This window comes from Pontibacter anaerobius (genome assembly GCF_026241195.1).
In the GTDB taxonomy this organism is placed as follows: domain Bacteria; phylum Bacteroidota; class Bacteroidia; order Cytophagales; family Hymenobacteraceae; genus Pontibacter; species Pontibacter anaerobius.
Genome location: NZ_JAPFQO010000012.1, coordinates 70,126 through 96,231, shown reverse-complemented (window position 1 = coordinate 96,231; position 26,106 = coordinate 70,126). Strand labels below are relative to the sequence as shown.

21 protein-coding genes and 4 tRNA genes are annotated in these 26,106 nt (G+C 48.3%); 10 read left to right on the top strand and 15 right to left on the bottom strand.

Features of this window, described 5'->3' with window-relative positions; translation table 11 throughout:
- Positions 1 to 247: 247 nt before the first annotated feature.
- Complete coding sequence (locus OO017_RS17280; RefSeq protein WP_266053947.1) at positions 248 to 1,627, top strand: FAD-binding oxidoreductase; 1,380 nt, start codon at positions 248 to 250, stop codon at positions 1,625 to 1,627.
- A 440-nt stretch (positions 1,628 to 2,067) separates the two neighbouring features.
- Here OO017_RS17280 and OO017_RS17275 read toward each other — a convergent pair whose 3' ends face one another.
- The 5 genes from OO017_RS17275 to OO017_RS17255 form a co-directional block, all read right to left on the bottom strand.
- On the bottom strand, positions 2,068 to 3,381 hold the full coding sequence (locus OO017_RS17275; protein ID WP_266053946.1) for an alpha/beta fold hydrolase: 1,314 nt from the start codon (positions 3,379 to 3,381) through the stop codon (positions 2,068 to 2,070).
- Between the two features lie 586 nt (positions 3,382 to 3,967).
- Positions 3,968 to 4,765 (bottom strand): LytR/AlgR family response regulator transcription factor, encoded by a 798-nt coding sequence (locus OO017_RS17270; protein ID WP_266053945.1) that lies wholly within the window; start codon positions 4,763 to 4,765, stop codon positions 3,968 to 3,970.
- Positions 4,752 to 5,537, bottom strand: coding sequence for a sensor histidine kinase (locus OO017_RS17265; RefSeq protein WP_266053944.1), 786 nt, complete (start codon positions 5,535 to 5,537; stop codon positions 4,752 to 4,754). The genes OO017_RS17270 and OO017_RS17265 overlap by 14 nt, the downstream gene beginning before the upstream one ends.
- A gap of 443 nt (positions 5,538 to 5,980) precedes the next feature.
- Positions 5,981 to 6,151 carry a hypothetical protein gene (locus OO017_RS17260; RefSeq protein ID WP_266053943.1) on the bottom strand — a complete coding sequence of 57 codons (171 nt, stop codon included), beginning with the start codon at positions 6,149 to 6,151 and terminating at the stop codon, positions 5,981 to 5,983.
- A gap of 398 nt (positions 6,152 to 6,549) precedes the next feature.
- Complete coding sequence (locus OO017_RS17255; RefSeq protein ID WP_266053942.1) at positions 6,550 to 8,985, bottom strand: outer membrane beta-barrel protein; 2,436 nt, start codon at positions 8,983 to 8,985, stop codon at positions 6,550 to 6,552.
- Positions 8,986 to 9,984: 999 nt separating this feature from the next.
- Between OO017_RS17255 and OO017_RS17250 the strand changes: the two genes are divergently transcribed.
- Positions 9,985 to 10,593: a Z-ring associated ZapG family protein gene (locus OO017_RS17250; RefSeq protein WP_266053941.1), complete on the top strand. Its 609-nt coding sequence runs from the start codon at positions 9,985 to 9,987 to the stop codon at positions 10,591 to 10,593.
- A 69-nt stretch (positions 10,594 to 10,662) separates the two neighbouring features.
- Positions 10,663 to 11,388: a hypothetical protein gene (locus tag OO017_RS17245; protein ID WP_266053940.1), complete on the top strand. Its 726-nt coding sequence runs from the start codon at positions 10,663 to 10,665 to the stop codon at positions 11,386 to 11,388.
- 120 nt (positions 11,389 to 11,508) lie between these two features.
- On the opposite strand, the gene OO017_RS17240 is transcribed toward OO017_RS17245, so the two are convergent.
- The 4 genes from OO017_RS17240 to OO017_RS17225 form a co-directional block, all read right to left on the bottom strand.
- A tRNA-Leu gene (locus tag OO017_RS17240) sits at positions 11,509 to 11,592 on the bottom strand.
- 11 nt (positions 11,593 to 11,603) lie between these two features.
- The gene (hscB, locus tag OO017_RS17235) at positions 11,604 to 12,134 is read right to left on the bottom strand and encodes a Fe-S protein assembly co-chaperone HscB (RefSeq protein ID WP_266053939.1); all 531 of its coding nucleotides are present in this window, start codon (positions 12,132 to 12,134) and stop codon (positions 11,604 to 11,606) included.
- A gap of 121 nt (positions 12,135 to 12,255) precedes the next feature.
- A complete protein-coding gene (locus OO017_RS17230) occupies positions 12,256 to 12,546 on the bottom strand; it encodes a putative quinol monooxygenase (protein WP_266053938.1) in 291 nt (96 codons plus the stop codon).
- Positions 12,547 to 12,648: 102 nt separating this feature from the next.
- The gene (locus tag OO017_RS17225) at positions 12,649 to 13,425 is read right to left on the bottom strand and encodes an SAM hydrolase/SAM-dependent halogenase family protein (RefSeq protein WP_266053937.1); all 777 of its coding nucleotides are present in this window, start codon (positions 13,423 to 13,425) and stop codon (positions 12,649 to 12,651) included.
- 97 nt (positions 13,426 to 13,522) lie between these two features.
- Here OO017_RS17225 and OO017_RS17220 point away from each other — a divergent pair, with 97 nt between their 5' ends.
- The 3 genes from OO017_RS17220 to OO017_RS17210 all read left to right on the top strand — a co-directional run bounded on the left by OO017_RS17220 (position 13,523) and on the right by OO017_RS17210 (position 17,199).
- The gene (locus tag OO017_RS17220) at positions 13,523 to 14,563 is read left to right on the top strand and encodes a PhoH family protein (RefSeq protein ID WP_266053936.1); all 1,041 of its coding nucleotides are present in this window, start codon (positions 13,523 to 13,525) and stop codon (positions 14,561 to 14,563) included.
- 102 nt (positions 14,564 to 14,665) lie between these two features.
- Entirely contained in the window at positions 14,666 to 15,094 is a 429-nt protein-coding gene (locus OO017_RS17215) for a GNAT family N-acetyltransferase (RefSeq protein WP_266053935.1), read from the top strand.
- Entirely contained in the window at positions 15,094 to 17,199 is a 2,106-nt protein-coding gene (locus OO017_RS17210) for a ComEC/Rec2 family competence protein (RefSeq protein ID WP_266053934.1), read from the top strand. Before OO017_RS17215 ends, OO017_RS17210 begins: the two co-directional genes overlap by 1 nt.
- Before the next feature lie 823 nt (positions 17,200 to 18,022).
- Here the strand turns inward: OO017_RS17210 and OO017_RS17205 are convergent.
- Positions 18,023 to 18,104, bottom strand: a tRNA-Leu gene (locus OO017_RS17205).
- A 293-nt stretch (positions 18,105 to 18,397) separates the two neighbouring features.
- Between OO017_RS17205 and OO017_RS17200 the strand changes: the two genes are divergently transcribed.
- Positions 18,398 to 19,156, top strand: coding sequence for an ABC transporter ATP-binding protein (locus tag OO017_RS17200; protein ID WP_266053933.1), 759 nt, complete (start codon positions 18,398 to 18,400; stop codon positions 19,154 to 19,156).
- Positions 19,157 to 19,231: 75 nt separating this feature from the next.
- Entirely contained in the window at positions 19,232 to 20,593 is a 1,362-nt protein-coding gene (locus OO017_RS17195) for a hypothetical protein (protein ID WP_266053932.1), read from the top strand.
- Positions 20,594 to 20,692: 99 nt separating this feature from the next.
- Here OO017_RS17195 and OO017_RS17190 read toward each other — a convergent pair whose 3' ends face one another.
- Positions 20,693 to 21,442, bottom strand: coding sequence for an NUDIX hydrolase (locus OO017_RS17190; RefSeq protein WP_266053931.1), 750 nt, complete (start codon positions 21,440 to 21,442; stop codon positions 20,693 to 20,695).
- A 109-nt stretch (positions 21,443 to 21,551) separates the two neighbouring features.
- Between OO017_RS17190 and OO017_RS17185 the strand changes: the two genes are divergently transcribed.
- On the top strand, positions 21,552 to 23,210 hold the full coding sequence (locus tag OO017_RS17185; RefSeq protein WP_266053930.1) for a carboxylesterase/lipase family protein: 1,659 nt from the start codon (positions 21,552 to 21,554) through the stop codon (positions 23,208 to 23,210).
- Positions 23,211 to 23,326: 116 nt separating this feature from the next.
- On the opposite strand, the gene OO017_RS17180 is transcribed toward OO017_RS17185, so the two are convergent.
- The 3 genes from OO017_RS17180 to OO017_RS17170 all read right to left on the bottom strand — a co-directional run bounded on the left by OO017_RS17180 (position 23,327) and on the right by OO017_RS17170 (position 24,349).
- A complete protein-coding gene (locus OO017_RS17180) occupies positions 23,327 to 23,944 on the bottom strand; it encodes a DUF4403 family protein (RefSeq protein WP_266053929.1) in 618 nt (205 codons plus the stop codon).
- A gap of 119 nt (positions 23,945 to 24,063) precedes the next feature.
- Positions 24,064 to 24,136, bottom strand: a tRNA-Lys gene (locus tag OO017_RS17175).
- Positions 24,137 to 24,276: 140 nt separating this feature from the next.
- Positions 24,277 to 24,349 (bottom strand) — tRNA-Lys (locus OO017_RS17170).
- Between the two features lie 73 nt (positions 24,350 to 24,422).
- On the opposite strand from OO017_RS17170, the gene OO017_RS17165 reads away from it, so the two are divergent.
- A complete protein-coding gene (locus OO017_RS17165; RefSeq protein ID WP_266053928.1) occupies positions 24,423 to 25,160 on the top strand; it encodes an SH3 domain-containing protein in 738 nt (245 codons plus the stop codon).
- 111 nt (positions 25,161 to 25,271) lie between these two features.
- Here the strand turns inward: OO017_RS17165 and OO017_RS17160 are convergent, their stop codons facing one another.
- Entirely contained in the window at positions 25,272 to 26,081 is an 810-nt protein-coding gene (locus OO017_RS17160; protein ID WP_266053927.1) for an SDR family oxidoreductase, read from the bottom strand.
- Positions 26,082 to 26,106: the final 25 nt, after the last annotated feature.

Genomic DNA, 26,106 nt, shown 5'->3' with positions numbered 1-26,106 from the left:
AAATCCGCGTACATCATACTTTAGGATTGCAAATCCGGAAATAGCAGCGTTAAATTTTGAAGATATACCTTCAAAATTACAACTGATTATACTACAAATGCAGTAAAATTATTAAGAAGGTTGGCAAATCTAAAAAACGCATCACCCCTCTGCCGGCTTTAGTGCATATGCCACTCTGAGATGGAAAAAGCTGAGTGGCACCTTGTGGAACTCGAAGGTATTTAACAGTTACTAATAGGAGGTAGGTATGACAGGCAACAAGAGAATTCAGGAATTGCGGGAGAACCTGCGTGGGCGGCTCTTCCTTCCAGAGGACGAGGGCTACGACGATGCCCGCAAAGTATTCAACGGACTGATCGATAAAAGACCTGCCCTTATTGTGCGCTGTGCGGGTGTGGCGGACGTCATCACAGCCGTTAATTTCGCCCGTGAAACCGACCTGCCAGTCGCCATCCGCGGTGGGGGCCACAGTGTGGCGGGCAACGCCGTCAACAACGACGGCCTGGTGATTGATTTGTCGGATATGAAGAGCGTGCACGTCGATCCGGAAAAGCAGACGGCCCGTGCTGAGGGCGGTGCCACATGGGGCGACTTCGATCATGAAACCCAGGCGTTTGGGCTAGCCACCACCGGAGGCATCGTGCCCTCTACCGGCATCGCAGGCCTGACGCTTGGCGGTGGCATCGGCTACCTTAACCGCAAGTTCGGACTGGCCTGCGACAACCTGCTGTCTGCCGATGTGGTGACGGCGGACGGACGGTTCCTGAAGGCCAGTGCCGGCGAGCACGAAGACCTCTTCTGGGGCATCCGGGGCGGCGGGGGAAATTTCGGGGTAGTCACTTCTTTGGAATACAGGGTTCACCCGGTAGGGCCCGTTCTGGGCGGCGAACTTATTTATCCGCTGGACCAGGCGAAAGAGGTACTGCGCTTTTACCGGGACTGGTCAACCACCGCTCCCGATGAGGTCAGGGCGGATGCAACCTTGCTGTCAGGGCCCCACGGACCTGCGCTGGCGATCATGATTTGTTATTGTGGTGCCATCGAAGAGGGGGAGAAGGTATTGCAGCCCCTGCGGTCGTTTGGAACGCCTATGGCCGACACCATCGCACCGGTTCCGTACGCAACGGTCCAGAACCTGCTCACGGAGGTGTTTCGGCCTGGCTTGCTGCATTACTGGAAGGCAGGCTTGTTCCGCTCGTTCAGTGATGAGGCTATCGATGCCATTGTGGACTTTTTTGCAGGCGCTGTGCCCGCACCATTTGCCGCCGTTGCGATAGAACAGCTGGGTGGGGCAATTAGTCGTGTGGGGGTGCAGGATACAGCGTTCAGCCACCGGCACGCCCAGCACAGCCTTCTGGTGCTCCGGATGTGGCAAAACCCGGCGGAAACCGAGGCGAACATTGATTGGGGACGGAGGTGTTACCGCGCCGCAGCGCCCTTCCTGGAGGAGGGGGTGTACGTAAACTATGTCGGTGAGGAGGGCGAGGCGAGAGCCAGGGCCGCCTACGGTGTCAACTACGAGCGGCTCGTACAACTGAAGAACAAGTATGACCCCACCAACTTCTTCCGCCTCAACCAGAACATCAAGCCAGCACCAGAATCCACTACTCCTGTTGATCAAACCTAAAGCTGAAAAGGTAAAGGGGTATCTGGCTCGAGTTGATTAAGTGTTACAGGTTTGTTCCGGCACCAAGCAGTTAGCGAATCAACAAGGTCTTTGTTTATCCGAAAGAAGGTATCAAAGTAGTAGTATAATGCCGCTGTTTCGGATTTGTAATCCGGAACTCTATACTTTGCGGATTTGCAATCCGCTTACGTGCTCTTAGCTGCAGCCTTTGCAAAGGCGGATTGCAAATCTGCGTTCATTATATTTTAGGATTGCAAATCCGAAAGGGCAGGGGCTAAAGCCATTGGTCCGACAGACTTCGCCGCCATTGTTGGTGTTCTTCACCAACAATCAAAAGGTATTGGCTATTATACTTGCTGGTGGAAACACGCAGCAAGGGCAGGCAGTGTGGATGTTAATAAACGCTAAACAGGCTCAATATTATAGTTGAAACAACTCAACTATTGGAACCAACTTTCTGTGGTAGGCATTTGGAACGGTTTATCAAAAAAGTCGAACAGTATCTGCATAAATAAATCCTTCTGCTCCCAACTGGCACCGTGAGTGGTTCCGGGCAGAATGCATAACTGTGACTTTGGAAGGCTTTGAAACAGCTTTAACGTGTGTTCAGGACGAACAACATCCCGGTCGCCAGCCATCACTAACACCGGTACACTGACTTTGGACAGGCTGGAAAACGTAATGTTGGGATGGTCCAGCATGAGTTGCGTAAGCCTTCTCTCTTTCGGGGCTGTGCTTTTGTCTGTTATTAGCTTTTGAAAGTGCGTAACTGCCCAGGGAAACAATGCAGTACTGTCGGGTTGCGTATTGGCCCCGAATGCCAGCACCTTTTTTACCTTCCCCGGATGATTCATTGCCAGCACCAGTCCCAGGATCGCCCCGTCGCTCTGACCCCAGATAAGTGTAGAGTCTATTTGCAGTTCCTCTAACAGGGCATTTATATCTGAAGCCATTAACTCATAGGTCAGCTCAGCGTCTGTGTCAGTTGATTTGCCTTGTCCACGGCTATCAACAGCGATAACCTTATACTTTTTTATAAGTTCAGGATAGTGTGGGGCAGCGTTTGAGATGGAGCCTCCATTTCCGTGCAATACTAAAAGTGGGGCACCGCTTCCGTAAGTTTCATAATAGAGCTGGATACCGTTCACAGTAGCAAACTTTCCAACTTTACGGTCTAGTCCGTATTCTGGTACTCCTTCACCAGTAATTAAAAGGCTTTTCTTCCCGTTCTTTGCTTTTTCAGTTGTTACCGCTGCTTTATAATGATTGTTAACACCCTGGTTTCTGCCCTGAATACCCTGTTCCAGATCAAGAACGTTTGTTTCAAAGTCGTTCCGGTAAACTCTTTTCCACTTCCTGTCCTTTGTTTGTACATCCAACCGAAGATCATCGACAAAGAATTTGCCATTGTACTCGCACAGTATACCAAATGCTATTTTTGAATAGTCATTATCGATAGTTCCTTCAATGATGTACTCCTTCCATTCGTTTAATTGAACTGGACTGTTCCACATGTTATCGAAGAAGCCAACTCCATTGTTACGATCAACCCTTACCCACTGGCGGGCTGAAGCTTCAGGTGTTACAGCTTCAGTTCTGATAAGCGCGGTTAACCTGAATCTCTGGCCCGCATAGCCTTGCTCCTTAATAGCTGTTGAATAGGAGCCCCAGTTTCCCTGGGCACTTAAGTTCCCGATTGGCACAAACAAACCTATAACAAGTAAGCATGTCAGGATAAATAGGTTGATTTTCATTGTGATTTTAATAATATTTTATTTAACTATACTACGTTTTGGTGATTGGCAAGTTTCATTTAGCTATAGCTTGTGTCGGATACGTTTTACATTAGAAGCAAAGGTTTTCGATAGGTGTGGATTAGAAAAAAGAAACAGAGGATTAAGCGGTTTAAGTATCAGGTCTGGAACTGCTCTAAGTCTACTACAGCGCTTTATACTGACTACAGCTTTTTAGAGTTAGCTGATCTAAAATAGTGAGTACCGTTCTCTAAACATCTTCCCCTAAAACAAAAAAGCCCTGCAGATGAAAATCTGTAGGGCTTTTATACTATGGGCCAGACATTGGTGGGTTTTAACGGTTGCAGATGCTTTAGAATGTCTGTTTGTATCGTGTGAGCAGCTTGTTTATAAAATTTTATTTATGCTAACAGATTGTAGCAAAAGTTCTGCCTCTCATTTTGTCTGCGTTAAGAACAGCTATGATGTACAGCCTTAGCGGTGAATAGCATTACCTTTGCAGCAGCTTCCGATAACGTTCATGCTTTCCAAATCAATGTGGAATAAAACCTTTGTTAGGTAAAAAGGCTCATTCCACCACAACTGGCTATCCTAATCCAAATCGTTCCAGGAGCGTTTGCTTGTGGTTCTTACTTACCTTAAGCTCTGTGTTGTTCTGCAGCTTCATGATCAAACCGCCGTTGAAGTGGTTTTCCAGTTCAGTTACCTTTTGCAGGTTCACCAGTGATGATTTATGAATTCTGCAGAATTGCTTTTCTGCCAATAGTTGCTCCAGGTTTTTGATGCTGTCCCGGATAAGAATGCGCTGGGACTTGTAGTGTATATTGACATAATAATCTTCCGCCTCAAAGTACCAGATGTCATTCAGGTCCAGGAGAAGGATCTTACCATTTGCTTTTATACTAAGCTTGTTCAGCGCATTGATAGAGGTAACCGGGCTGATGAGTTTTTCTTCTTTCTGAGTTGCCTGCTCCTGCAGCAATTGCCGGATCTTTTCGCTTAAGTCTCCCTGGTTCTTTTGCTCTACTACGCTTTTGCACTTGGCAAGGCAGTTGCGGAAGCGATCATTATTGAATGGCTTTAGAAGGTAGTCTATCGCGTGGTGCTCAAAAGCGGCAATGGCATACTGGTCGTAAGCGGTTACAAAAGCTACGGCAGGAGGAGCTACAGCTAACGACCGGAGCAGTTCAAAGCCATTAACTTCAGGCATCTGGATATCCAGGAAAAGTATATCAGGTGTCGTGTGCTGCATCAGGTCTATTGCTTCTAAAGCATTTGCACAGATACCGATCACCTCTACCTCAGCATCGGCTTGTAGTAGTGCAGCCAAACCTTCGCGAGCAGCCGGCTCATCGTCAACAACTATGGTTTTATACTTGCTCATAGGCTATGTTTATACTTGCCAACACCAAACCGTTTTGCTGCTCTATGGCAAAATGGGCTTTGTCGCCGTAATGCAGTTTTAAGCGTTCCCGCACATTCTGTAACCCAATGCCATTTCCGTTATACACCGTGGTTTCTAATTTACCGGTATTTTTAATACTGATGATCAAATCATTTTCCAGCTGATGGCTTTCAATTTTAAGAATAGGAGAGTAGTCTAAGGAGTTCATCAGGCCATGTTTAAAAGCGTTCTCCAGCAGAGGTTGTAAAATCATGCCCGGCACCAGCAGTTTTTCGGTTTCCGGCTGCACATCAAATTCAACTTTTAGCCTGTCTTTAAAACGCACCAGTTCAATGTCGAGGTAGTGGCGGCAATACTCCAGTTCTGTGTGCAGGGGAATCAGTTGTTTTTCATTTTTATATAGGCTCATGCGCAGCAGTTCGGCCAGTTTTGCCAGCATGTCGGTAGCTTCTTCGTTTTTGTTAGCCCGCACCATCATCGAAATGGTGTTGAAGGTATTGAAGATAAAGTGAGGGTTAAGCTGCATGCGCAGCATCTGTAACTGGGTTTGTACCAGCTGCGACTGCAGTTCGGTATTAAGCTTGGCCTGCCTTTGATTTGCCTGAAGGTTTTCCCAGCCAAGCCAGGCTACAAAGATGATGATGGTCGTAAGCCAGCTGATAAAGAACAGTTTGGAGAAATGTGTAAAAGCACCATCCCAGTAGCGCCCTGCCTCAAATGTGGTATCAAAAGATATTATGGATGCCAGCAACCCGTAGCTTATCACACTTACCAAAGCATGGATGGCGGCAGCAACTATGGTTAGTAAAATGTATTTAACCCACTTATTGGGTGCTCCGGCTTTGCTTAGTAATTGCAGGTAAGGTACAGTTACAACTCCCCAGACAACGTGAACGGCAATTTTATAGCTGCTATGCTGATACCATACAACTGGAGGAGTTGACACATGCATGTCAAGAAGAGTAGTGTACAAAACATAAAGAATACCCACAAGAAGCCAGAATAGCAGGCTGGCAGGCCATTTATACTTATGTAAGATTTCGCTATTAATGGGCATTATACTTTGGTGTCATGTGAAAATTACATGAATTTATCAGAAAGTTTTTAAATGACTAACGACAGTACAAATTTTAGTATCCGCCACTTCAATGCGGTAAAATGCGCCAGTAAATCATGGTTTTAAGGGCCGGACTGTTAGTTTCGTAACTCAGAATTATACGCTTTAAAGCCATCAATAACTGGTTTAAAGTTAGTCTGGTTAATAAGTCCAATTTCCTGAGCTTTAGAAGTATGCTGGGCCCTGGCTTTAGAGCTGGCTACAGCTAAGGCAAAGGCCATCAATGTTAGCACAAACAGGTTTTTCATAGTTATATATTGTACTAATGGTTAGGTTTTTATTTACTAATGACTGATAATCAACTCAAGTTGCGTGATACTTTTTTCTGGTAATTTATTACCCACCCCTAACCCCTCCGAGGAGGGGAATTACATGCACGAGTAAATATTCCCCTCTGGGGCAAGGGGCCCTCTTTAAAGGGAGGGCATTGCTGATTCGGACATCCTTGTCCGGATCTTGACCTGCTGCGGACTTCCTAGTCCGCGTTCTGCAGCCACACGGGGACTAGGAAGTCCCCGGCAGACGGCTTCCGGACAGAGATGTCCGGAAGAGCATTTCCTTAAATTGACGGCATTGGGGTTAGGGGTGGGTTCACGCTAACAGATGAGAACTCATGAATTTTGCATCTCGCAACTTGCGTTAATAATTAATTCGACTGGCTGGCTCTGCGTAGTTCCTCTTCAGAAACGGAGCTTCTGCGGCGTAGCGGTTTCAGGTCTTTGTTGCCGAAGTTGTAGGTGAAGTTCAGGCGCACCTGGCGACTTTCCCAGCGGCTGTCCATGTCCATGTTCATGTTCGCGAAGTCAATGGTATTGCTCATCCTGCTGGTTTTAAAGATATCCGTTATACTTAGCCGGATGCTGCCACGCTGCTGTAACACCTGTTTTTGTATGCCCAGATTCACGTTGTAATTAGATTTTACATGAAAGGCTCCCATCACGGTAGGAGACTGGTAGAGGGCGCTCAGCTCCATTGCTAAGCCATTTGGTAGTTTAAAGGAGTTACTGGAGTTTACAGTGCCGCTCAACTGCCCGATATCGAGTTTCTCACCCAGGAAAAAAGTGTTGAACTCATTGTAGAACACGCTTACGTTGTTGTTGCTCACCCACCAGTTTGTTACTACAATCGGGGCTATCAGGCTCAGGTTATAATTGTAGAAGTCCTTGAAATTCTCTTTAGAGGCATACCCTATCCCTGTTTCATCATCCTGGCGGGTAATGTTTGTAAAGAAGTCTTCTGTATGGCTGTAGCCAAGTGTTAAAGTATAGCGGTTGTTGTAGTTACCAGATAACTGGATGGTATTGGTAAACTGCGGCTGCAGGTTTGGGTTGCCCTGCACATACGTGTAAGGGTCCATGAAGAAGATGAAAGGGAACAGGTCGCGGTAAACAGGGCGGTCCACGCGGCGGCTATAGGATAAGCCAACATTATACTTGTCGCTTAGTTGCTGCTTTACCGAAATGCTCGGGAAAAACTCCAGGTAGTCTCTTTTGTCTGTACTCTCCGCTCTTTCAGATTCTCCTTCGGCCAACGTATGCTCGGCGCGTAGGCCTGCCTGTATCCTGAACTTGTTGATTTGTTTTGAAAAGTTTACGTATGCTGCACTGATGTTTTCTGTGTAAAGGAAATCATTTGTCCTGGTCTCGTCTGTTCTCCAAACGTTATCGTGCTGTTCTTCATACAAAATATCGGTTTGGGTTGTCACCTGGCTCATTTTTACCCCGGTTTCCAGTTGCGTGCCCTGGCCAAGCGGCAATGCATAATCGCTTTTAAACACAAGTATGGAAATATCGGCAGGTACATCGCTTCGCAGGGTCTGGCTGTAAGTTGGTTTGGCCGGGTTCGTGAAAGTAAAGTTCGTGGTAATGTTATCGTTCTGCTGAAAATCGAAACTTGAGTAATCTACATCTGCGGTTATCTCATGGCCTTTCTGTGCAAAACTGTGCTTGTAGTTAGCGTTTAGCGTGTAATTAAACCATTTCGTATCGATGTGGTTTTTTAGTTGCAAAGCGGAGTCTGGCGCGGCAGTCGGGCTGCTTCTGAAGTCTGTGGTATTTCTGGGATCTACTTCCATCATGTAGTTATTGCCATTAAAAAGTATGCCCAACTGATCGTTCTTGCTTAAAGTAAAGTCTGCACCGGCCTGGTAAGTATGGCTATGCGAAAATGAAGGTCTGTGGTTAAACTGGTCGAAATAAGTGGTCTTGCCTTCGTGTGTTACACTCCTTTTCAGATCTAGTGTTACAAAGCGTTTATTGTACAGGTAGTTATAGTTTCCGAAGAGGTTAAAGTTATCGCCACGGGTATTTAGGTTAATGCCTGCATTGGCTTTGCCATACTTGCCATAACCTGTGCCAGCCGTTATACTTCCGTTGGTGCCATCGGCCAGTCCTTTTTTAAGCCTGATGTTGATGATACCTGCGTTTCCGGCGGCATCATACTTTGCAGATGGATTGGTAATTACCTCAACAGCCTCGATGGCATTGGCACTCATATTACGCAGCATATTGGTTACTTCTTCAGCCGGAAGGTTTACCTGTTTGCCGTTAATCATCACCATTACGCCTGCTCGTCCATTAACCGAAATGCCGCCGTTCTGGTCTATACTTACGCCAGGGGCCTTTTCAATTATCTCTAAACCTGTGCCGCCACTAGCCAGCACGCTGTTTTCCACCTGCATCACTACTTTATCTTCCTGCACCTCCAGCAATGGCTTTTGCCCCTGCACCGTTACTTCAGCCAGTTGGTTTATAGTTGGTGTAAGCATGATAGGATCAATAGTAACTGATTGTCCTGTTACCGTTATACTTTGGCTGAATGCCTGCTGATACCCCAGTTGCTTAATAGCGATAATGTAAGTGCCAGCCTTAACGGAGGTGAAATGGAATTTACCAGACTCATCTGCTAAAGTACTTCCAATGGCAGCGGAATCCTGTGCCTTCAAAAGTATAATGTTTGCGTACTCTATGGCCTTGCCTTCCGTGTTTACCACGCTTCCGTGTATAGCAGGTATTTGCTGCGCCTGCGCCTGCACCAGGGGCAGCAGCACGAGCAGGATAATAACGGTTACTCTTCTTTTCATAGTTTTCAGCTTTAGGAATGTTTGAATTCGGTTGTGTTAAAACCTAAGCAAAGGTGCATTGCCTGAAGCGGGAGCACAATGGAAATGATGTGAGATACCTGATCGTTGCTGTGCCTGTGCAGAATATTGCAGTGTAGGAAAGTAGCAGGAGAATGCTTGATGATTTTCTGTAACCAGGAGGCACTTGTGCTAGGGATAAGCACTTTAAAGCTTCTTCTGCTTTTGATGTGAAAAAAGTAGACACAAAGAACCCTAAACAGGTGGGGACATATCTCACAAAGTATGTCACTAAGAATAAAGCTGAATTTAAATGTTAGGTCTGGAATTGCTCTAAGTCTATCTCTGCGCTTTATACCGACTTCTACATCGATTACAGCTTCTTAGAGGAGCTGCAGAGGCTTAAGAAGGATGAGATAAAAGAAGTGCCGCTTGAGTTCTGTACGCTTCACCTAGTGCCCTTAGATAAGACTACTATAAGGTTTTATGACAGACTAGAGAACAAGAATAGAAAAACATTAGAGAATTTAAATCAGCAAGAAAATGCCAGTATCAAGAAATAGAAATAAGAAGAGTAACCAGAATAACAGGCCTAAACCTAAAGCTGCTCAGCATATGTGCATCCATGAGCTGTTTAAATTGCAAACTAACCCCTGTAGGAAGTGTGGTGGGGCTAGAGATGAGTTTAGTTATAAGGAGCTGCCCGAAAAGGAGCAGCCACATTGGAAAGAATCAGGAATGTTAGAATTGGTAGAGTATTTCCTGTATTGTCCAAGTTGTGACGAATACTCAGCAATATTTGAAACAGAAGAATTTTAGATAACAGCCGGTATTAACCGGCTGTTTCTTTTTATATTTGTTTTCTAATATATTATTGATTTCACATCAAACAATTCAATTTTCAAACAGCTGCTATTAGTCACACCTATATTTGTTATGCCACAACGATGAATCAATAGTAGCTATTAAGCGATCTAAGGAAGCAAAGTTTATAAATACTATATGGAGCAAATTAATTGGGTTCAAGTTATAATTGGTTTTCTGGGTGGAGGTGCATGCGGAGCATTCATAAAACAGTACTTTGACAATAGAAGAAACAGGGTACAACCAATTGGTAAATCTATAGAAATAAAGTCTTTTTATGATTCTGTTGAAAATACACTGTTAAACTCACAGGTGATATTAACCGGTTCAACACAGGAATATAAATTCTCGAAACTTTATACAGGTACTATAAAAATTGCTAATACAGGGCTTCATGACTACTCCTCATTTACATTTGGCATTACCTGTCCAGAGAACGTTAATTTTATTCATATAAGACCTGAGTCAACTGACAGACACCATTTAGCAGAAATAAAAGATCTTCCTACACTTGAGAATCAAATCAATTCTTTTGATATAACTCTAAAGCCATTTAACAGAAAGGATAATTATACATTTGATATCTTAGTTACGGCTACAGATGTGAGATTAAAAGAAGAGGATATTAAAATAAGTTCGCCACATCCGATTAATTGGGTTGATTTGACTTCGTCTAGTAAGATTGTTCTTGAGATAGCTAGAGAAAGCTTAGTCAGGTTTGGGCCGTTATCTATTGGATTGAGATAGAAGAATTAAAAAAACGTGCTTTATATTAAGGGTTAGCTTAGGTATTAGGTAAGTCTGAAAAAACTATAGATGATAGATAAAAGAAAATACCCTCTATTTTTCTTACAAGATGTAAAGAAATTATTTCAAGATGTAAGAAAAGTTACTATCAAGAATGATGATGTTTTAGAGGTTATCAAAAATGAGGAAACAGAAATCATTATTAGAGATATCGCAAAAGATTCTGATTTTGAATTTGCTGTTTTTAACCCACAAAAAGATGTTAATAAGATTACATATACAGTTCAGTTTAATCCAACAAACAGTCAAAAGTTAGATATATACAAAACCAACACTACAGCAGAAGAAGTAATAAAACTTTTGAACCACTGGATTGGTCTCATTAGAGAATACAATTCGATTGACCTTACTCCAGAAGAAAGAATACTAGATGAATATGAAAAGGAGTTTTATGATGATTTCGAAATTGTTGATGAGGATGCTGATATCAAGCCCTATAATTTAGAAACACAAATTAAGATTCATAACTTTCTTTTGAATACTATAAACATTCTAAAGGAAAATGAGAAAGAAAACCTTCTATTAATAAAAGAAGCTGATAGTATAAAGAATGATTTACCAAATCTTACAAAGAGAAGTACTGTTAAAAAGCTTAGTAAGTTGTTTGCACAATTGAGGCAAAAAAGCTTACCTCTACTAAAGAAAGTTTATCAAGAAGCAGAAAAGGAATTATTTAAGAGAGCCATAGGGGGTGGCTTTGACTATGTTGGAAAATTAATTGATTTGATACCTTAGCACATAAAGGTTACTCAAAATTAAGTAATTTGACTAACGAATTCCGTCCCCTGCACCGTCCCCCGAAAACAAAAAAGCCCTGTAAATACTTGATTTACAGGGCTTCTTTGTTGTTAAATGTACCTTGGGCCGGAGTCGAACCGGCACGAGTGTTACCTCATTGGTGTTTGAGACCAACGCGTCTACCAATTCCGCCACCAAGGCATGTTCCTCTGTCAGGAACGCGATGCAAACTTAGATAAACTTTCTTGAATGCGCAATAGGTATTTTTTCTTCAGATAGTATGTTTTTATCTCCTGCAGGGCCTCTTCTTTGGTAACTCCGTGTAACTCAGGATATCGCTGCAAAACCGGCAGAATGTCGTTGTCGAGCTGGGCCATCACACCGCTGCTTTTCTCGCCTATTTCGTGCAGCTTGGCCGCGTCAAAGTCGAACTCCAGCTCCATCAGTTCCTCGTTCAGCTCCATCATCTCCATCAGGAAATCGCCGGGCAGCTCGTTCTTGCCTTCTTCCAGCAGCCCGTGCTCTTTCAGGATATACTGCATGCGCAGGTCCGGGTCGGAGAGGGTGCGGTAGGCGTTGGTATTCTGGGTGCTTAGCTGCAGAATCTCCTGCTGCTTCTCCTGCGGCTCGTTGGCGTAGAAGTCCGGGTGATACTCGCGGCTCAGCTTGTAATAGGTGTTCTTCAGCGCCTTCTCGTCAAGAATAAAGCTCTCAGGTATATCGTAAAACTCAAAGTAGTTCATAGGTACAGTTAACAGTTATCAATAAACAGTTATCAGGTATACGTAGCAAAGGTACAGGAAAAGGGCCAGGATTGTTTGAAAATAGAAGTATAGCTTACTTAACCTTGATAATTGATAGCTGTTAAATGGTAACTGAAGTATACGACCAAGTCTCCGGCTTATCGGCGAAAAGGGTTTTAGTGGCCGGCCATACTTGCCCGAACAGCTCGGAACCGCGGTAGGCGTTCAGGTGCTCCTCAGAGTCCCAGAGGCTGTAGGTGCTGTATACGTTTGGTTGCTTCAGGTCCTGCAGCAGCTCCACGTGCTGGCAGCCCTCAAAGGCGCGAATCTTATCTTTAGAATTACGGAAGAGCTCCAGAAACTCCTCCGTCTTCTCCGGCTTAAACGTCATCCGGACAATGCGAATCAACATAGTTATTCGTTGTTTGTTATTCATTATTGGGTAGTAAAGCACTCTGGCCTTACCATGTAGCCCGTCAAATATAACACGAATAACTAATAACGAGCAACGAATTCAATTCCCCGGGTAAAAGCGTACATCCACCTGCGAGTCGAAGCCGAGGCCGAGGAGTTCGGCAGCGTGGCCCTTGTTGATACCGATGCATAGTTGGCCCTCGCTGTTGTAAGTGCAGCAGCAGTCGCCGTCATCCACTTGGTTGTAGTTGGGGTAAATGCGCCCGATGGTTTCGCGGCCGAAGTGGATGGTAAAGGTGCGGCCATGCGCAATGGTTTCCACGCTGTCGCGGGTAATGTCGGTGATGAGGTTGCCGTAGCGGTCTATGTGTATCACGTGGCCGGTGATGGCGTGGTCGCCGAGGCGCAGTTGGCGGTTAAACAGCTGCCTAATGTTGGAGGTGCGGTCGCCGAGCACATCTATGTCGCCCCCTTTGGCCAGGAACACAGCGGCGGGTGCCAGCAGGTCGCGCGCCGGGGATGGCATGTAAGGCGTGTCGGTTTTCAGCTCCACCACCAGCTCCGGCTGCCCGTCTGTCAGCAGCGACAGCAAGCCGTTGTCGGCCAGCAGAAAGTAATGCCCTTTATACTTTGTAGCATGGTATTTGCCTTGTTTACAACCGTGGGTATCCACAGCAAGTATGTGCACGGTGCCTTCCGGGAAATCCCGGTAAACCGACCCGAAGACATACTCGGCATGCGCTATGTTGTAGGGCTCAATGGCATGCGTAATGTCCACGACAGGCACCTGAGGGTCCAGAGAAAGGATTTTGGCTTTAACGGCGGCCACATAGTGGTCTCTATATCCAAAGTCCGAGAGAAACGTAATTACAGCCATATTACGAACTATAATTTGAGTAGATTTGTATTAATTATACTGAATTTAGTTAAATTAAAGAAAATATTCCTAACCAGCTATATAAGAGGCTAAACATTTGGTAGAGAAAGTAATAACCTTAGAGAATATCTCACTCATTGATTTCCTGGGGACAGAGAATCAAAATATCAAACAGCTTGCTGCGGCATTCCCGAGCAGCAAGATCATTTCGAGAGGTAACGAGATAAAGATACAGGGGCAGACCCCTGAGATCACTAAAATTCACGAAATCCTGTCTTCGCTGATAGATCATTATCATAAGTTTGGGAAGATTACGCATAACAGTGTAAATAGATACCTCGGCACGGATTCGATAACCGAAGAAGAGGTAATCATAACTTCTTCAGACGTGATCGTGTACGGCAGCAAGGGCGGCGTGATCAAAGCTAAAACCCCTAACCAGCAGAAGCTGGTGGATGCGGTGGAGAAAAACGACCTGGTGTTTGCTCTAGGCCCGGCCGGTACCGGTAAAACGTATGTGTCGGTGGCGATGGCTGTGCGCGCCCTCAAAAACAAGGAGGTCAAGAAGATCATCATCTCCAGACCCGTGGTAGAGGCAGGCGAGAGCCTGGGCTTCCTGCCCGGCGACATGAAGGATAAGGTGGACCCGTACCTGCGCCCGATCTATGACGCCCTGGAGGATATGATCCCGGTGGAGAAGCTGAAGTATTACCAGGAGAACAAGATTATCGAGATTGCGCCGCTTGCTTACATGCGTGGCCGTACGCTGAACAATGCCTTTGTGCTGCTGGATGAGGCCCAGAACACCACACCGGCCCAGATGAAGATGTTCCTGACGCGTATGGGACCTAGCGCCAAGCTGATGGTAAACGGCGACTGGTCGCAGATAGACCTGCCGCGCAACCAACGCTCCGGCCTGATGGAGGCCCTCAACATCCTTCGTGGTGTAAAGGGCATCGGTTTTGTGGAGATGAGCGCCGAGGACGTGGTACGTCACCGCCTGGTGCGTGACATCGTGAACGCCTACAGCGAGCTGGAGGAGAAACGCCGTGCTGCCCGCGAGGAAGCCAGGGCGACTGAAGAAGGTGCGCCTGTAAAGGTGAACGGCCGCAGCAGAAGGCAGCAGCTGGCAGAATAACTGCCAGCCGAACTTTCTGTACCGGAATATTGATTTATACTTTTCTAGACAATTTGTAGAGGCGCAACCTGTTGCGTCTCTACGTTTTTATACTTAAGCCCCATGATCGAGGTAAAACAAGCCGCCAGAGAAGAAGACCTGAAAGCGGCTTTTGCCATACGCGAGAAAGTATTTGTGCAGGAGCAGCAGGTGCCCCGCGAGTCGGAGTATGATGCACACGAATCTACGGCCAGGCATTACCTGGCTACTTACGGGGGAGTACCCTGTGGCGCTGCCCGCTGGCGCAAAACCGAGGCCGGCGTAAAGCTGGAGCGATTTGCCGTGTTGCCGGAGTTTCGCAGTAAAAGTGTAGGTGCCGAAGTGCTGAAGCTGGTGCTGGAGGATGTGAAGGCGGAGCAGCCAGGGCAAAAGATCTACCTGCATGCGCAACTGCCGGCGGTAAACTTCTACAAGCGCCACGGCTTTGCGGAGGAAGGCGACATGTTTACAGAGTGCGACATACAGCACTATAAAATGGTATATAAAGGCTGATGCTGCGGTGGGCGCCATACCCGTTCGTGCGCATCACGCTCAGTTTTGTGGCGGGTATTGTGCTATACTTTTTGTGGGGCAGGGAACTGGGGCACGGGCTCTGGCTTCTTGCCTTTTTCTTTGCCTCGTTTCTGGCCGTCGCCATACTTAGCATCAGGTATAAAAACACCTTTGCCAGCGATGTAGCCGGTATACTTGGGCTGCTTACGTTTATGGCACTTGGCTTTGCCACCACGCACCAGCGCACCGAACTCAACCAGCCGCGACACATTGCGCACCTCCAATCCTCACCTAGCCACTACAAAGGTATGGTGCAGGATTATGTGCTGCAGAAGCCCGGCTACCAGAGCACGGTACTGCAGGTGCAGCAAGTAAAGGTAGACGGAGTTTGGCACCAAGCCACCGGCAAGGTGCAACTCTCCGTGCCCCATGATTCTGACAGGGCTTATGAGCTAAGTTACGGTGATGTGCTGCTGGTGAGGGGCGCTCCACAGCCGGTTGCAGCGGCTCTCAACCCGAACCAGTTCAACTACAAAGCCTTTCTGGCGAACAAAAATATACACCACCGCCACTACCTGCAGCCGCTGCAGTACCAGAAGATCTCTTCCAAACCTTCAAACCTTGTTTTATACTATAGCATACAGCTGCGCCGGCGGTTAGACGAGATGCTGCGCGAGCGGGTGGGGGAGAAGCGGGAGTACGCCATCGCCTCTGCGCTTATACTTGGCGTGAAGGACGAGCTGGACAATAGCATCCGGCAGGCTTACGCCGATACGGGTACCATGCACGTGCTGGCAGTGTCGGGACTGCATGTGGGATTGATCTATACGGTGCTGATGCTGGTGCTGGCGCGGTTTTCGGCCACTGCAAGGCAGCGCTGGCTTGGGGCCATACTTGTGCTGGCTGTGCTCTGGCTGTATGCGTTTATCACAGGGCTCTCGCCGTCGGTGCTGCGGGCGGTGCTGATGTTTAGCCTGGTAACGGTGGGGCTGGGGCTCCAGCGGCGTACGGTTGTTTATAATACCATTGCATTTGCGGCCCTGGTATTGCTGTATAGCAACCCCTATAACCTCTTTGAGGTGGGCTTTCAGCTGTCGTTTCTGGCGGTGCTGGGCATAGTGTACCTGCAGCCGCAGCTATACAACCTCCTGGAAGTGGATAACTGGCTGCTGGACAAAGTATGGGCATATTTTACCGTGGCACTGGCAGCGCAGCTGGCTACCTTTCCGCTGGGGCTGCTGTACTTCCACCAGTTCCCGATCTACTTCTGGCTGGCCAATATCATCGTGGTGCCGGCGGCCACTTTTGTGCTGTGGTCGGGGGTGGCTGCGCTGGCTTTCAGCTGGGTGCCTTTTTTAAGTGAGTTACTTTTTAAAGCGCATTTCTGGCTGATCTGGGGGATGAACGAGTTTAATCTCTGGCTGCAGCGCTGGCCGCAGTCCATACTCACCGGCATCGACATCAGTGTGTGGCAAACCTGGTTATTATACTTACTGATGTTATCGGTCATACTTTTCCTGGCCCTGAAGAGGCTGCGCTACCTGAGTATAGCTGTAGGCATAGCGGCCCTACTTTCGGTGCAGGAGATTAGGGAAGTTGTGCAGCAAAGGCAGCAGCGGCAACTGGTAGTGTACAGCGTGCGCGGCAGTACAGGCATTGGGCTGGTGCAGGGGCAGCAGGCCATGCTGGTGGCTGACTCAGTGCTGCAGCAGAATCCACAGAACTATACTTTCAACGTGCAGCCGCACCTGTGGCAGTTGGGCGTTGAGCAGCCGCAGCTGGTAAATCTGCATAATTCTTCTGTCGCGCCAACTGTTCTGCTGCCCGACAGCAACCAACTTCTGGTATGGCAGGGGCAGCGCTGGCTTATACTTTCAAAACCACCCAAAATGCAGCCTAAGGTCGGTTTTGCGGTTGATTACCTCCTGTTGCGCCAGAATGTGCGCCTGAAGCCGGAGCAGCTGCAGCAGTATACATTCAATAAGCTTATACTCGATGGCTCCAACTCGCCGTGGCACCGTCAGCGCCTGCGCCAGCAGCTCGACACGCTCGGTGTTTCATACTTTGATGTGGCTGAGTCGGGGGCTTTTGTGGTGGAGTTATAGAGGGTGCTACCTTTTATAAAAGGAGAAGCACTGTTGTTGTGGTACTGCATGAACCCACCCCTAACCCCTCCCGAGAGGGGAATTTACCTCACCCCAGCCCTCTCCTAAGAACAGGAGAGGGAGTCCGGTTCAAGTGGTATAGCGATGGCTATCGAAAACTGATCCCAGTCTTTCCGTTGAGCGCCTTTGGAGCTTTTCCGGTGCCGAGCGGGAGCGAAGGCAGCCCGAGGCACGAGGGCAGGAAAAGGTCCCAGCGCGATGCGGGAAGACGAGCCCTCCCGGGCTGGAGGGCGCCAAAGCATGAGGTGCAACGAGCCTCTTGTAGGGCTGAGGATGAGCAGTAACTAGAGAGGATAGCTTGTTTCCAGTTAAAGAAAGCAGCGGCTATGTAAGTATAAGTATGCGGATTAGTAAATCCGCGGCAGGAAGGTTCCGGACAAGGATGTCCGGAACAGCGGGAGAAGTATAAATCAAGAATCAGCAGCCAGCAAGTAAAGCCAAAGTATAAGGTATGGCTCTGCGAGCCAGTCGAGTTACAAACTCGACATCATTATAGGACACAAGTCTGGAGACTTGCGCCAGAAGGGGATATAAGGGGAGCTTCATGGTTTTTGCTTTTTGAAGAGACCGTTTAAATACAAGTCGCGCTATTGTAAAACAAACTTAATCAGTTACTTGTAAGTATTTTAGTGACCCAAGTTGCCTAAGGATTATAGGTCACTGGATAGGTCACTGGGAGCAAGGCAATAGGAGAGTACAAAAGTGGTTTGGAAGGGGCCCTAAAAACAAAAAGCCCTATCCTGACAGAATAGGGCTTTGAAAGTGCGCACGGGGAGATTCGAACTCCCACACCCGAAGGCACCACCCCCTCAAGATGGCGTGTCTACCGATTTCACCACGTGCGCTGGTAAAAGTAGGATGCAAAAGTATATACACGCCCTGACAAAAGCAAAAGCAAACAATCAAAAAAATGCGTTGTTTATACTTTAAGGCTAAAATATGCCGGCTAAAGAACCTTATGCAACGCTATCTGTGTTAGCACATAAGAAAGAACGGTGCACTTTAAAAAGTATAAAATTATTTAGATAAAGCAGCTGTAATCTTAGGGGCTTTCAGAGATTGTTTATACCTTTATGCTTGTGCTACAGGCTTGTAGTGCATTTTTATTTCCTGGGCCTTCACGCTACGATACAAATATATGAGTATAGAAATAACGGGATTGTCGAAGAAGTTTGGTAAGAAAGAGGTGCTGCAGGAGCTGGACCTGACCATCGAAAGCGGGCAGATTTATTGCCTGCTGGGCAAGAACGGAGTAGGCAAAAGTACCTTCCTTAACTGCATTCTCGACCTGGTGCAGCCCGACAGTGGCAGCATCTCCCTGTTTGGCAAAGACTATCACCGGCATCAGTTGGAGGTCAAGCAAAATCTTGGCGCACTTTGCGAAGATAATCCGCTCATAGAGGAGTTTACCGGTATCGAGTACCTCAACTTTGTAGCAAAACTGTACAAGCTTCCGGCCCTCGAGGCGGAGGAGCGTATCCAGAGCCTCGTAAATTATTTCTTTACCGATAAGGAATCGCTGCACAAGAACGTGGCCGGCTACTCTACCGGCATGAAAAAGAAGGTTGGCATTGCCGCTGCCATGTTGCACAAGCCGCAGGTGCTCATCCTCGACGAGCCTTTTACCGGCCTCGACCCGATTGCGGCGCAACTGCTGGTGCAGCTTATCCGCAGTTACCGCAACGCTAACCGGGTTATCCTGATCTCCTCCCACGACCTTAATTACGTGGAGAAGATCGCCACACATATTGGGGTGTTGAACGACGGGCAGTTGATGTACAACGGGTCGGTGCAGGAGTTTACCATGAACGGCTCCAACCTGATTGACCAGGCGCTTTTCCAGTTACTGCTGCCGCACCACAACACGGAGGCCACCCTGGACTGGATGCTTACCTAAATCAGTTAAGAGCTAAAGTTAAATTGCGTTAGTGCAGCCTTCTCAACTCTTAACTTAAAATACTTAACTCATTACATGGATCTGATCTTATTCTCGTGCCGTGCCCGTATCAACAGCTTTTTCAGGCAGAAGCGCCTGCAGCGTGTGCTGTTGCTGTCGTTGGGGCTGGTATCGGCGGGTGTATATAGCTGGATGTTTGCCTTCCTGCTGCAGCAGGCCGGTGAGGGCAGCACCAAACTGAACGTAGACCAGGTGCTGGAGTATACCAACCTGTTTATGCTGGCTATCATTATCCTGAAGGGCTTTTTCCCGGCATACATACCTAAGGCAAACCTTATACCGCAACTGTACCCGGTGTCGGCGCTGGAGCGGTTCCGTACCGAACTGGTGGTGGAACTGGTGTCGCCGTTTTATTTTGTGCTGCTCAATTTCCTGGTGCTGATGTACCTGATGTCGCCGTTTTATACGTTGCTGCACCTGCTTCAGAGTGTGCTGGTTATACTTACGGCGCACATAACGCTCCGCTCGCTGCAAGTGTTTATTGAGCGCCGGGTGCGCTGGCGGAGCGCCAATTTCTATTCGGCGGCCGTAATGGCGGCGGCCTTTGTGGCGCTGCAGGTGCGCAAGCCTATGTTTTACCCGGCCTCCGAATGGCTGATGCTGGTGGTACACCTGGCGGCGCTGAGTGCTTTTGTGGTCGCTAATTTTTTCCTGGAAAAGACTGCCTCGGAGCCGCGGCGCAAGACCGTGAACTATAGCAGCAATGCCCGCCGCAGCCTTGGCTGGCGCTTATTCAAAAACCATAAGCAGGCTCGCCAGATGTTGCTGTTCGGCTTCTTTTTCAAGGCGTTTATACTTGGGGCCGATGCGCTGGCCGTCGCCAAGAAAGGGGAGCACCTGCTGGACCAGGGAGGCGCACTTTGGTTATTTGTGGGGCCGCTGGTGGTGTTTTCCTATGTGTTTAACAATGTGTGGGGCTTTTACCGAAACCTGTGGCTGACGGTTGAGCGCTCAAGCGGAACCGTAAAGGATTTTCTGACAGTTACCTGGATGGCCCTGCGCCTGCCGCTGCTCATAGATGCTGTGCTTACCTTTGTGTATGTGGCTGTTTTTAACCACGATGCGGCTTTCTTTATCGTGATGATGTATATGGCCAGTGTGCTGGTGTTGGCGCCGCTAAGTATAATCGCTTCCATCATAAGCCCTAAAACTGTGTCAGGAGGCTTGTTCAGCTTTAGCGCCAAGGCATCCTACCTGTTCAACTTTATCGCGATCGGGCTGCTGTGCCTGCTGTTTTTGCCGCTTATACACCCGCTGCTGTACCTGGTGTACCCGGTGGTAGTAGGCGGTGCGATCTTCGCGCTGGTGGCCGTGCTGAAGGAATACCCAAAGTATAAGTATAAACTCTTCGAAACCCACTTTAAAGCGGAGGCCTAGTGCATAAGTATAAAGTATAAAAGTATAGCGCCGGCAATTTTTTAAGTGCCGGGGCTATACTTTTATACTTTATACTTGCTGGTGACCTCCTCGTCCTGGTCAGGTAAAGAACAGGTTGCCCTCTTTTAATTTCAATTCGTACTGCTCCTTTTTAAAACGGTACAGGTAAGGGGACTTATGGGCGCCACCCCGTCGCCGTTCAGCCAGGCGCTCCAGTATGCCAAGACTCAGCATTTTACGTTGAAAATTACGCGGGTCTAACGTTTTGCCCAGAATAGCTTCGTAAAGGCGCTGGAGCTCCGGCAAAGTAAACTGCTCCGGTAAAAGATTATAACCAATCGGCTGCCAGCTAAGCTGTGTCCGCAGGGCTTGGCGGGCAACATGAATGATGTGGTTATGGTCGAATAGCAGGGCAGGGGTGTGCTGCACATCCCACCAAGCACATTGCTCCGTATACGCATCAGGGGTAGGCGTAACTTTAGTATAATCTACTAACGCATAATACCCCACCGACACAGCCCGCTCGTACCACTTGTCCGGGTCTATCAGGTGCTTTAGCTTGTGCCTTATCTCCTCCCGGTTGTAGCGCTCCACTTCCCCGAACACATGAAACTGCTGCAAAAAGATATCGTCTAAGCCCGTGCGCTCCTTCAGAATGCGGTTAGCCGCTGCGTCCACTGCCTCGTTTCTTTGGATAGGCCCGCCCGGCAGACTCCACTCCTGTGTGCCCTTCCAGCGCAGGAGCAGTACCTTGAGCCGGTCTTCATGAAAGCTAAGGATCACGCAGTCCAGGGTAAGCTCAGGCAAGTATGGCGCGGCATCTCTGAGGATGGTTTTTTTGGGAGGCATTACGTATGGAAAATTATCAATATGTTATTTTGACACAACAAGAAACTTTCTTATCATTATGTTAAAATAACACATTAAAAGAACTGTTTGCAAACTATCGAATTGAAATATGCCATACCTTAAAACACTCCTTGTATTCGTATTGCTGGGCCTGCAGTTGCTGCCCGAAGCCAATGCCCAGAAAAAATCTAAATCAGCAGGTCTCTTATCCACTAACCAGGCCAAAACGGTGAATGGTTTAGTAGAGGGCACTATGGAAGAAAGCGGTGTCCGCGCCTTTAAAGGAATACCGTTTGCAGCGCCGCCCACCGGCGATCTGCGCTGGCGTGAGCCGCAGCCGGTGCAGAACTGGCAGGGCGTACGCAGCGCCAAAAAGTTCGGGCCACGGGCTATGCAGCTGCCCATCTTCGGTGATATGAACTTCCGCTCGGACGGCATGAGCGAGGATTGCCTGTACCTGAACGTGTGGACTCCGGCAAAATCGGAGAAGGAGAAACTGCCGGTGCTGGTATACTTCTACGGAGGTGGTTTTATGGCCGGCGATGGTTCCGAGCCACGGTATGACGGCGAAAGTATGGCAAAGAAGGGGATTGTGGCCGTAACGGTAAACTACCGCCTGGGCGCATTCGGCTTTTTCGCGCATCCGGAGCTTACAAAAGAATCGCCGCATGGGGCATCGGGCAACTACGGCTACCTGGACCAGAGCGCAGCGCTGCACTGGGTGCGGCAGAATATTGCCGCCTTTGGCGGAGACCCTGCCAGGGTAACTATTGCCGGTGAGTCGGCCGGCTCTATCTCCGTGAGCGCCCAGATGGCCAGTCCGCTGTCTAAAAATTTGATAGCTGGCGCGATAGGAGAGAGTGGTGCCCTTGTAAATACTGCCCTGGACCCGGTGCCGTTGGCGGAGGCAGAGCAGAACGGAGTAAATTTTGCCAAAAGCCTTGGAGCTAACTCACTGGCTGAGCTTCGTGCCATACCTGCGCAGCAGCTGTTGGAGGCAACAGGCAAGCCGGGGGTGGGGCGATTTGTGGCTACCCTGGATGGGTACTTCTTCCCGAAATCGCCGGTGGCCATTTTTGCGGCCGGGGAGCAGGCAAAGGTGCCGCTGCTGGCCGGCTGGAACTCCGAGGAAATGACGTATATGGCTGTGCTGGGCAGGGAGGAGCCAACGGTGGAGAACTATAAGAATGCGGTGCAGCGCCTGTATGGAGACAAGGCCGAAGCGATCCTGAACGTATACCCGGCCTCCACAGCGGAGGAAGTGGTGCAGGCTGCCACCGACCTGGCTGGGGACCGTTTTATAGCCTATAGTACCTGGAAATGGATGGACCTGCACAGTCAGACCGCAGGCAAGCCAGTGTACAGATACCTGTACGAGCGCCCGCGACCGCCGATGGTGCCTGAGATGGGCAATGCTTCATCTGGTTTGGCTGGCGGTGTTGTGAAAGAAAATGACCCCAATGCCATTAAAATGCCGCAGGCCAGGGGAGCGGTCCACTCTGCTGAGATTGAGTACGCCTTGGGCAACCTTGCCTCAAACAAAGTATACGCCTGGACTCAGGAAGACTACAAAGTATCGGAAGTAATGCAGAGCTACTTTGCCAACTTTATTAAAACCGGAGATCCTAATGGCAAAGGCCTGCCCACATGGCCGGCAGCAAACAAAGGCGACAAGGTGCAGATAATGCATATAGATGTAAAGTCCGAAGCGAAGCCAGAGCAGCACCGTGCCCGCTATGAATTGTTAGACAAAATGCATACGAAGTAATTAAAGCTTAAAGTATAAAAGTATAGCCCCGGCATTTCATAAGTGCCGGGACTATACTTTTATACTTGGTACTTGTCAGGAAGTACTATCTCTTTGGAAGGGAACCGCTGTTCTCTTTATTTGGAAGGCAAAATGCTTGTAAGGTCTAGTACGGTGGCCTCTACGTTTCCTGTAAGTTCCACCGAAAGGCTTACCCTGTCGGGCAGGGGCGTGATGTTCTGCACCCGAACCTCGTTTACCGCCCCCATCAACCTGACTCCCTTTACTTCTAAACCCTCCGACAGCATTCCGTTTGCCTTCTGCATTTCTGCTGAGATGATTTGGCTCAGGTTTACCCTCGCTTTTTTGATGATCTGATTATAGGCCACTTTGTTTACCAGCACCTCCAGGCCTGTGTTAAAGAGGCCGCTGCTGGTTCTGGAGGTAAGGTGGAACTGCTGCACAAAAAGTTGCTGGGTGGCATTCTCGTAGCCTAAGTTAGCCAGCACATATAAGTCCACGTTATCACGCTTCAGCATGGTGCGGAGGATTCGTATCCTGATCCGGAGGATCACCTCGTTGGCGCCTGTGTTGCTGCCGCTAATGCCCACATCCAGAATCTGCGCGTAGGGGAGCATGTCTGATCCTTCTTCCGGCTTCGGGATGTACTCACCGGTCAACTGGCTTTTCAGCACAGTTTCCAGGGCAGGGTAGGAGACGGAGACCGGAACATATATTCTTACGGCATCTTCCATAAGGAACGGGGTTGTGGTTTAACAGCGGCAATTATCTGTAGAGAATACAGGTATATAGAGATATTTGTTTAGAGTATAAAATAAAAAAAGCCTCAAACGTGTGTTTGAGGCTTTTGAAGTGATCCCGCTGGGATTCGAACCCAGGACCCATACATTAAAAGTGTATTGCTCTACCAGCTGAGCTACAGAATCGTTGTTTTTCCCTGTTTGGGAGTGCAAAGGTAGAAGCTTAAGTTAAATTATCAAAATAAATTTTCAGCTTCTTTTTCCTCTCCTTGCAAGAGGCTGAAAGAAAAAGCCTCCCCGTTAAGAAAGGCTTTGGCTTTCGATTGTGATCCCGCTGGGATTCGAACCCAGGACCCATACATTAAAAGTGTATTGCTCTACCAGCTGAGCTACAGAATCAGTTTATTTATTAACTTGCGTTCTCAAGGCGTTTCCCTGAATTGCGATGCAAAACTAACAGCTAAGTTTTTAAATGCAAAATATCTTCTCCAAAATATCTGCCTTTCTGATTATTTTTTTGGCTGTTTTGGCAGAACCGGCTTGTGCTCAGGCTACTAACTTAACACTGGCTAAAGCAGATTCTCTATTTCAGAATCAACGTTATTCTGATGCTTTTGTTCTGTATGAGCAGTTGCTAGAGCAGGAGCAGCATTATTCGCCGCAGATGCTCCTGAAAATGGCTTATATCAAGGAGGGCCTCCGCGACTATACCAGCGCCATGTATTACCTGCACATGTTCTATACCAAGGAGCCCAGCCGGTCTACCCTACGCAAGATGGAAGAACTGGCGCAGGCGCACCGCCTGCAGGGTTATGAGTACAACGACCTTCAGTTTTTCAAGACCCAGTTCAGCAAGCATTACATGCGTATGCTGGAGCTGATGCTGTTGGCAGCGGTAATAACCGTTACGATAATGCTGTTCAGGTGGCGCAGGGGCTACCGGTTCAATACGGTGTTTAAGGCTGGCTTTATACTTTACCTGCTGTTTATACTTTACTTTATCAATTTCCTGAACCTCGGCGACGAAGGCATCATTAAAAACAACCAGGTAGCCATCATGTCGGCCCCCTCTGCAGGTGCAAACTGGATCGCTACCGCCTCGCAAGGCCATAAAGTGCCAATTACCGGGGAGCAGGATATCTGGTACGAGATAAAATGGAAAGGGGAGAAGGCCTACATCCGCAAGAGTAATTTGCTGGAGCTGCCCTGATTAGCGTATCACGTAGCTTGAATCAAGTATCACGTGTTCGTGTGTACAAAATCAATTTTATGTAAGATTTAAGTCTTGATACTTGATTCGTGTTTCGTGATACGCAGATAGTTACTTCTTCAGCGGCGAGTCTTTCTCCTTGGCCATCACATTGTACACCAGCTTGTCGGCCAGGCTCGGGAAAAGCTTGTTCACCCAGACGGCAAGCTTGCCTTGTGTCGTCATCACCAGGTCGCGTTTGCGTTGAATAGTGGCTTTCAGGATACGCTCTGCTACCTCTTCGGCACTCATCATTTTCTCTTCTGCGCGTGGTGTTTCGCCTTGCTGCTGGCCATTGGCTGCCAGGGCGGTGTTACGGATGTTAGAGGCCGTAAAGCCAGGACAGGCAAGCAGTACGTGCACGCCCGAGTGAAGCAGTTCTGTACGCAAGGTCTCCAGGAAACCGTGCATCGCGAACTTGGATGCAGAGTAACCCGTGCGAGCTGGCAGGCCACGGTAACCGGCTATGGAGGAAATGCCCACGATAGAGCCTGTTGCCTGCTTAATGTATGGCAGCGCATACTTGGTGCTGTACACGGTGCCCCAGAAATTAATGTCCATCACCTTGCGGATCACGTCCAGGTCCACGTCTTCGAACAGCGCGCGCATCGAGATGCCGGCGTTGTTAATGAGCACATCGAGGCGGCCATACTTGTTGACTGTTTCCTGTACCATGCGCTGGCACTGCTCCTCCACGCTCACATCGGCGTTCACGGCCAGGTTGTCTACACCCGCTGCGCTCAATTCCTGGCTGGTTTGATCGAGGTTTTGCTGGTTGCGGCCTGACACTACTACCTTGGCGCCCTCATGCCCGAAGGAGAAGGCCAGCGCCTTGCCGATACCCGACGTGCCGCCGGTAATCAGCACTACTTTATCTTTCATTTTTATACTTTCTTGAACTAAAATC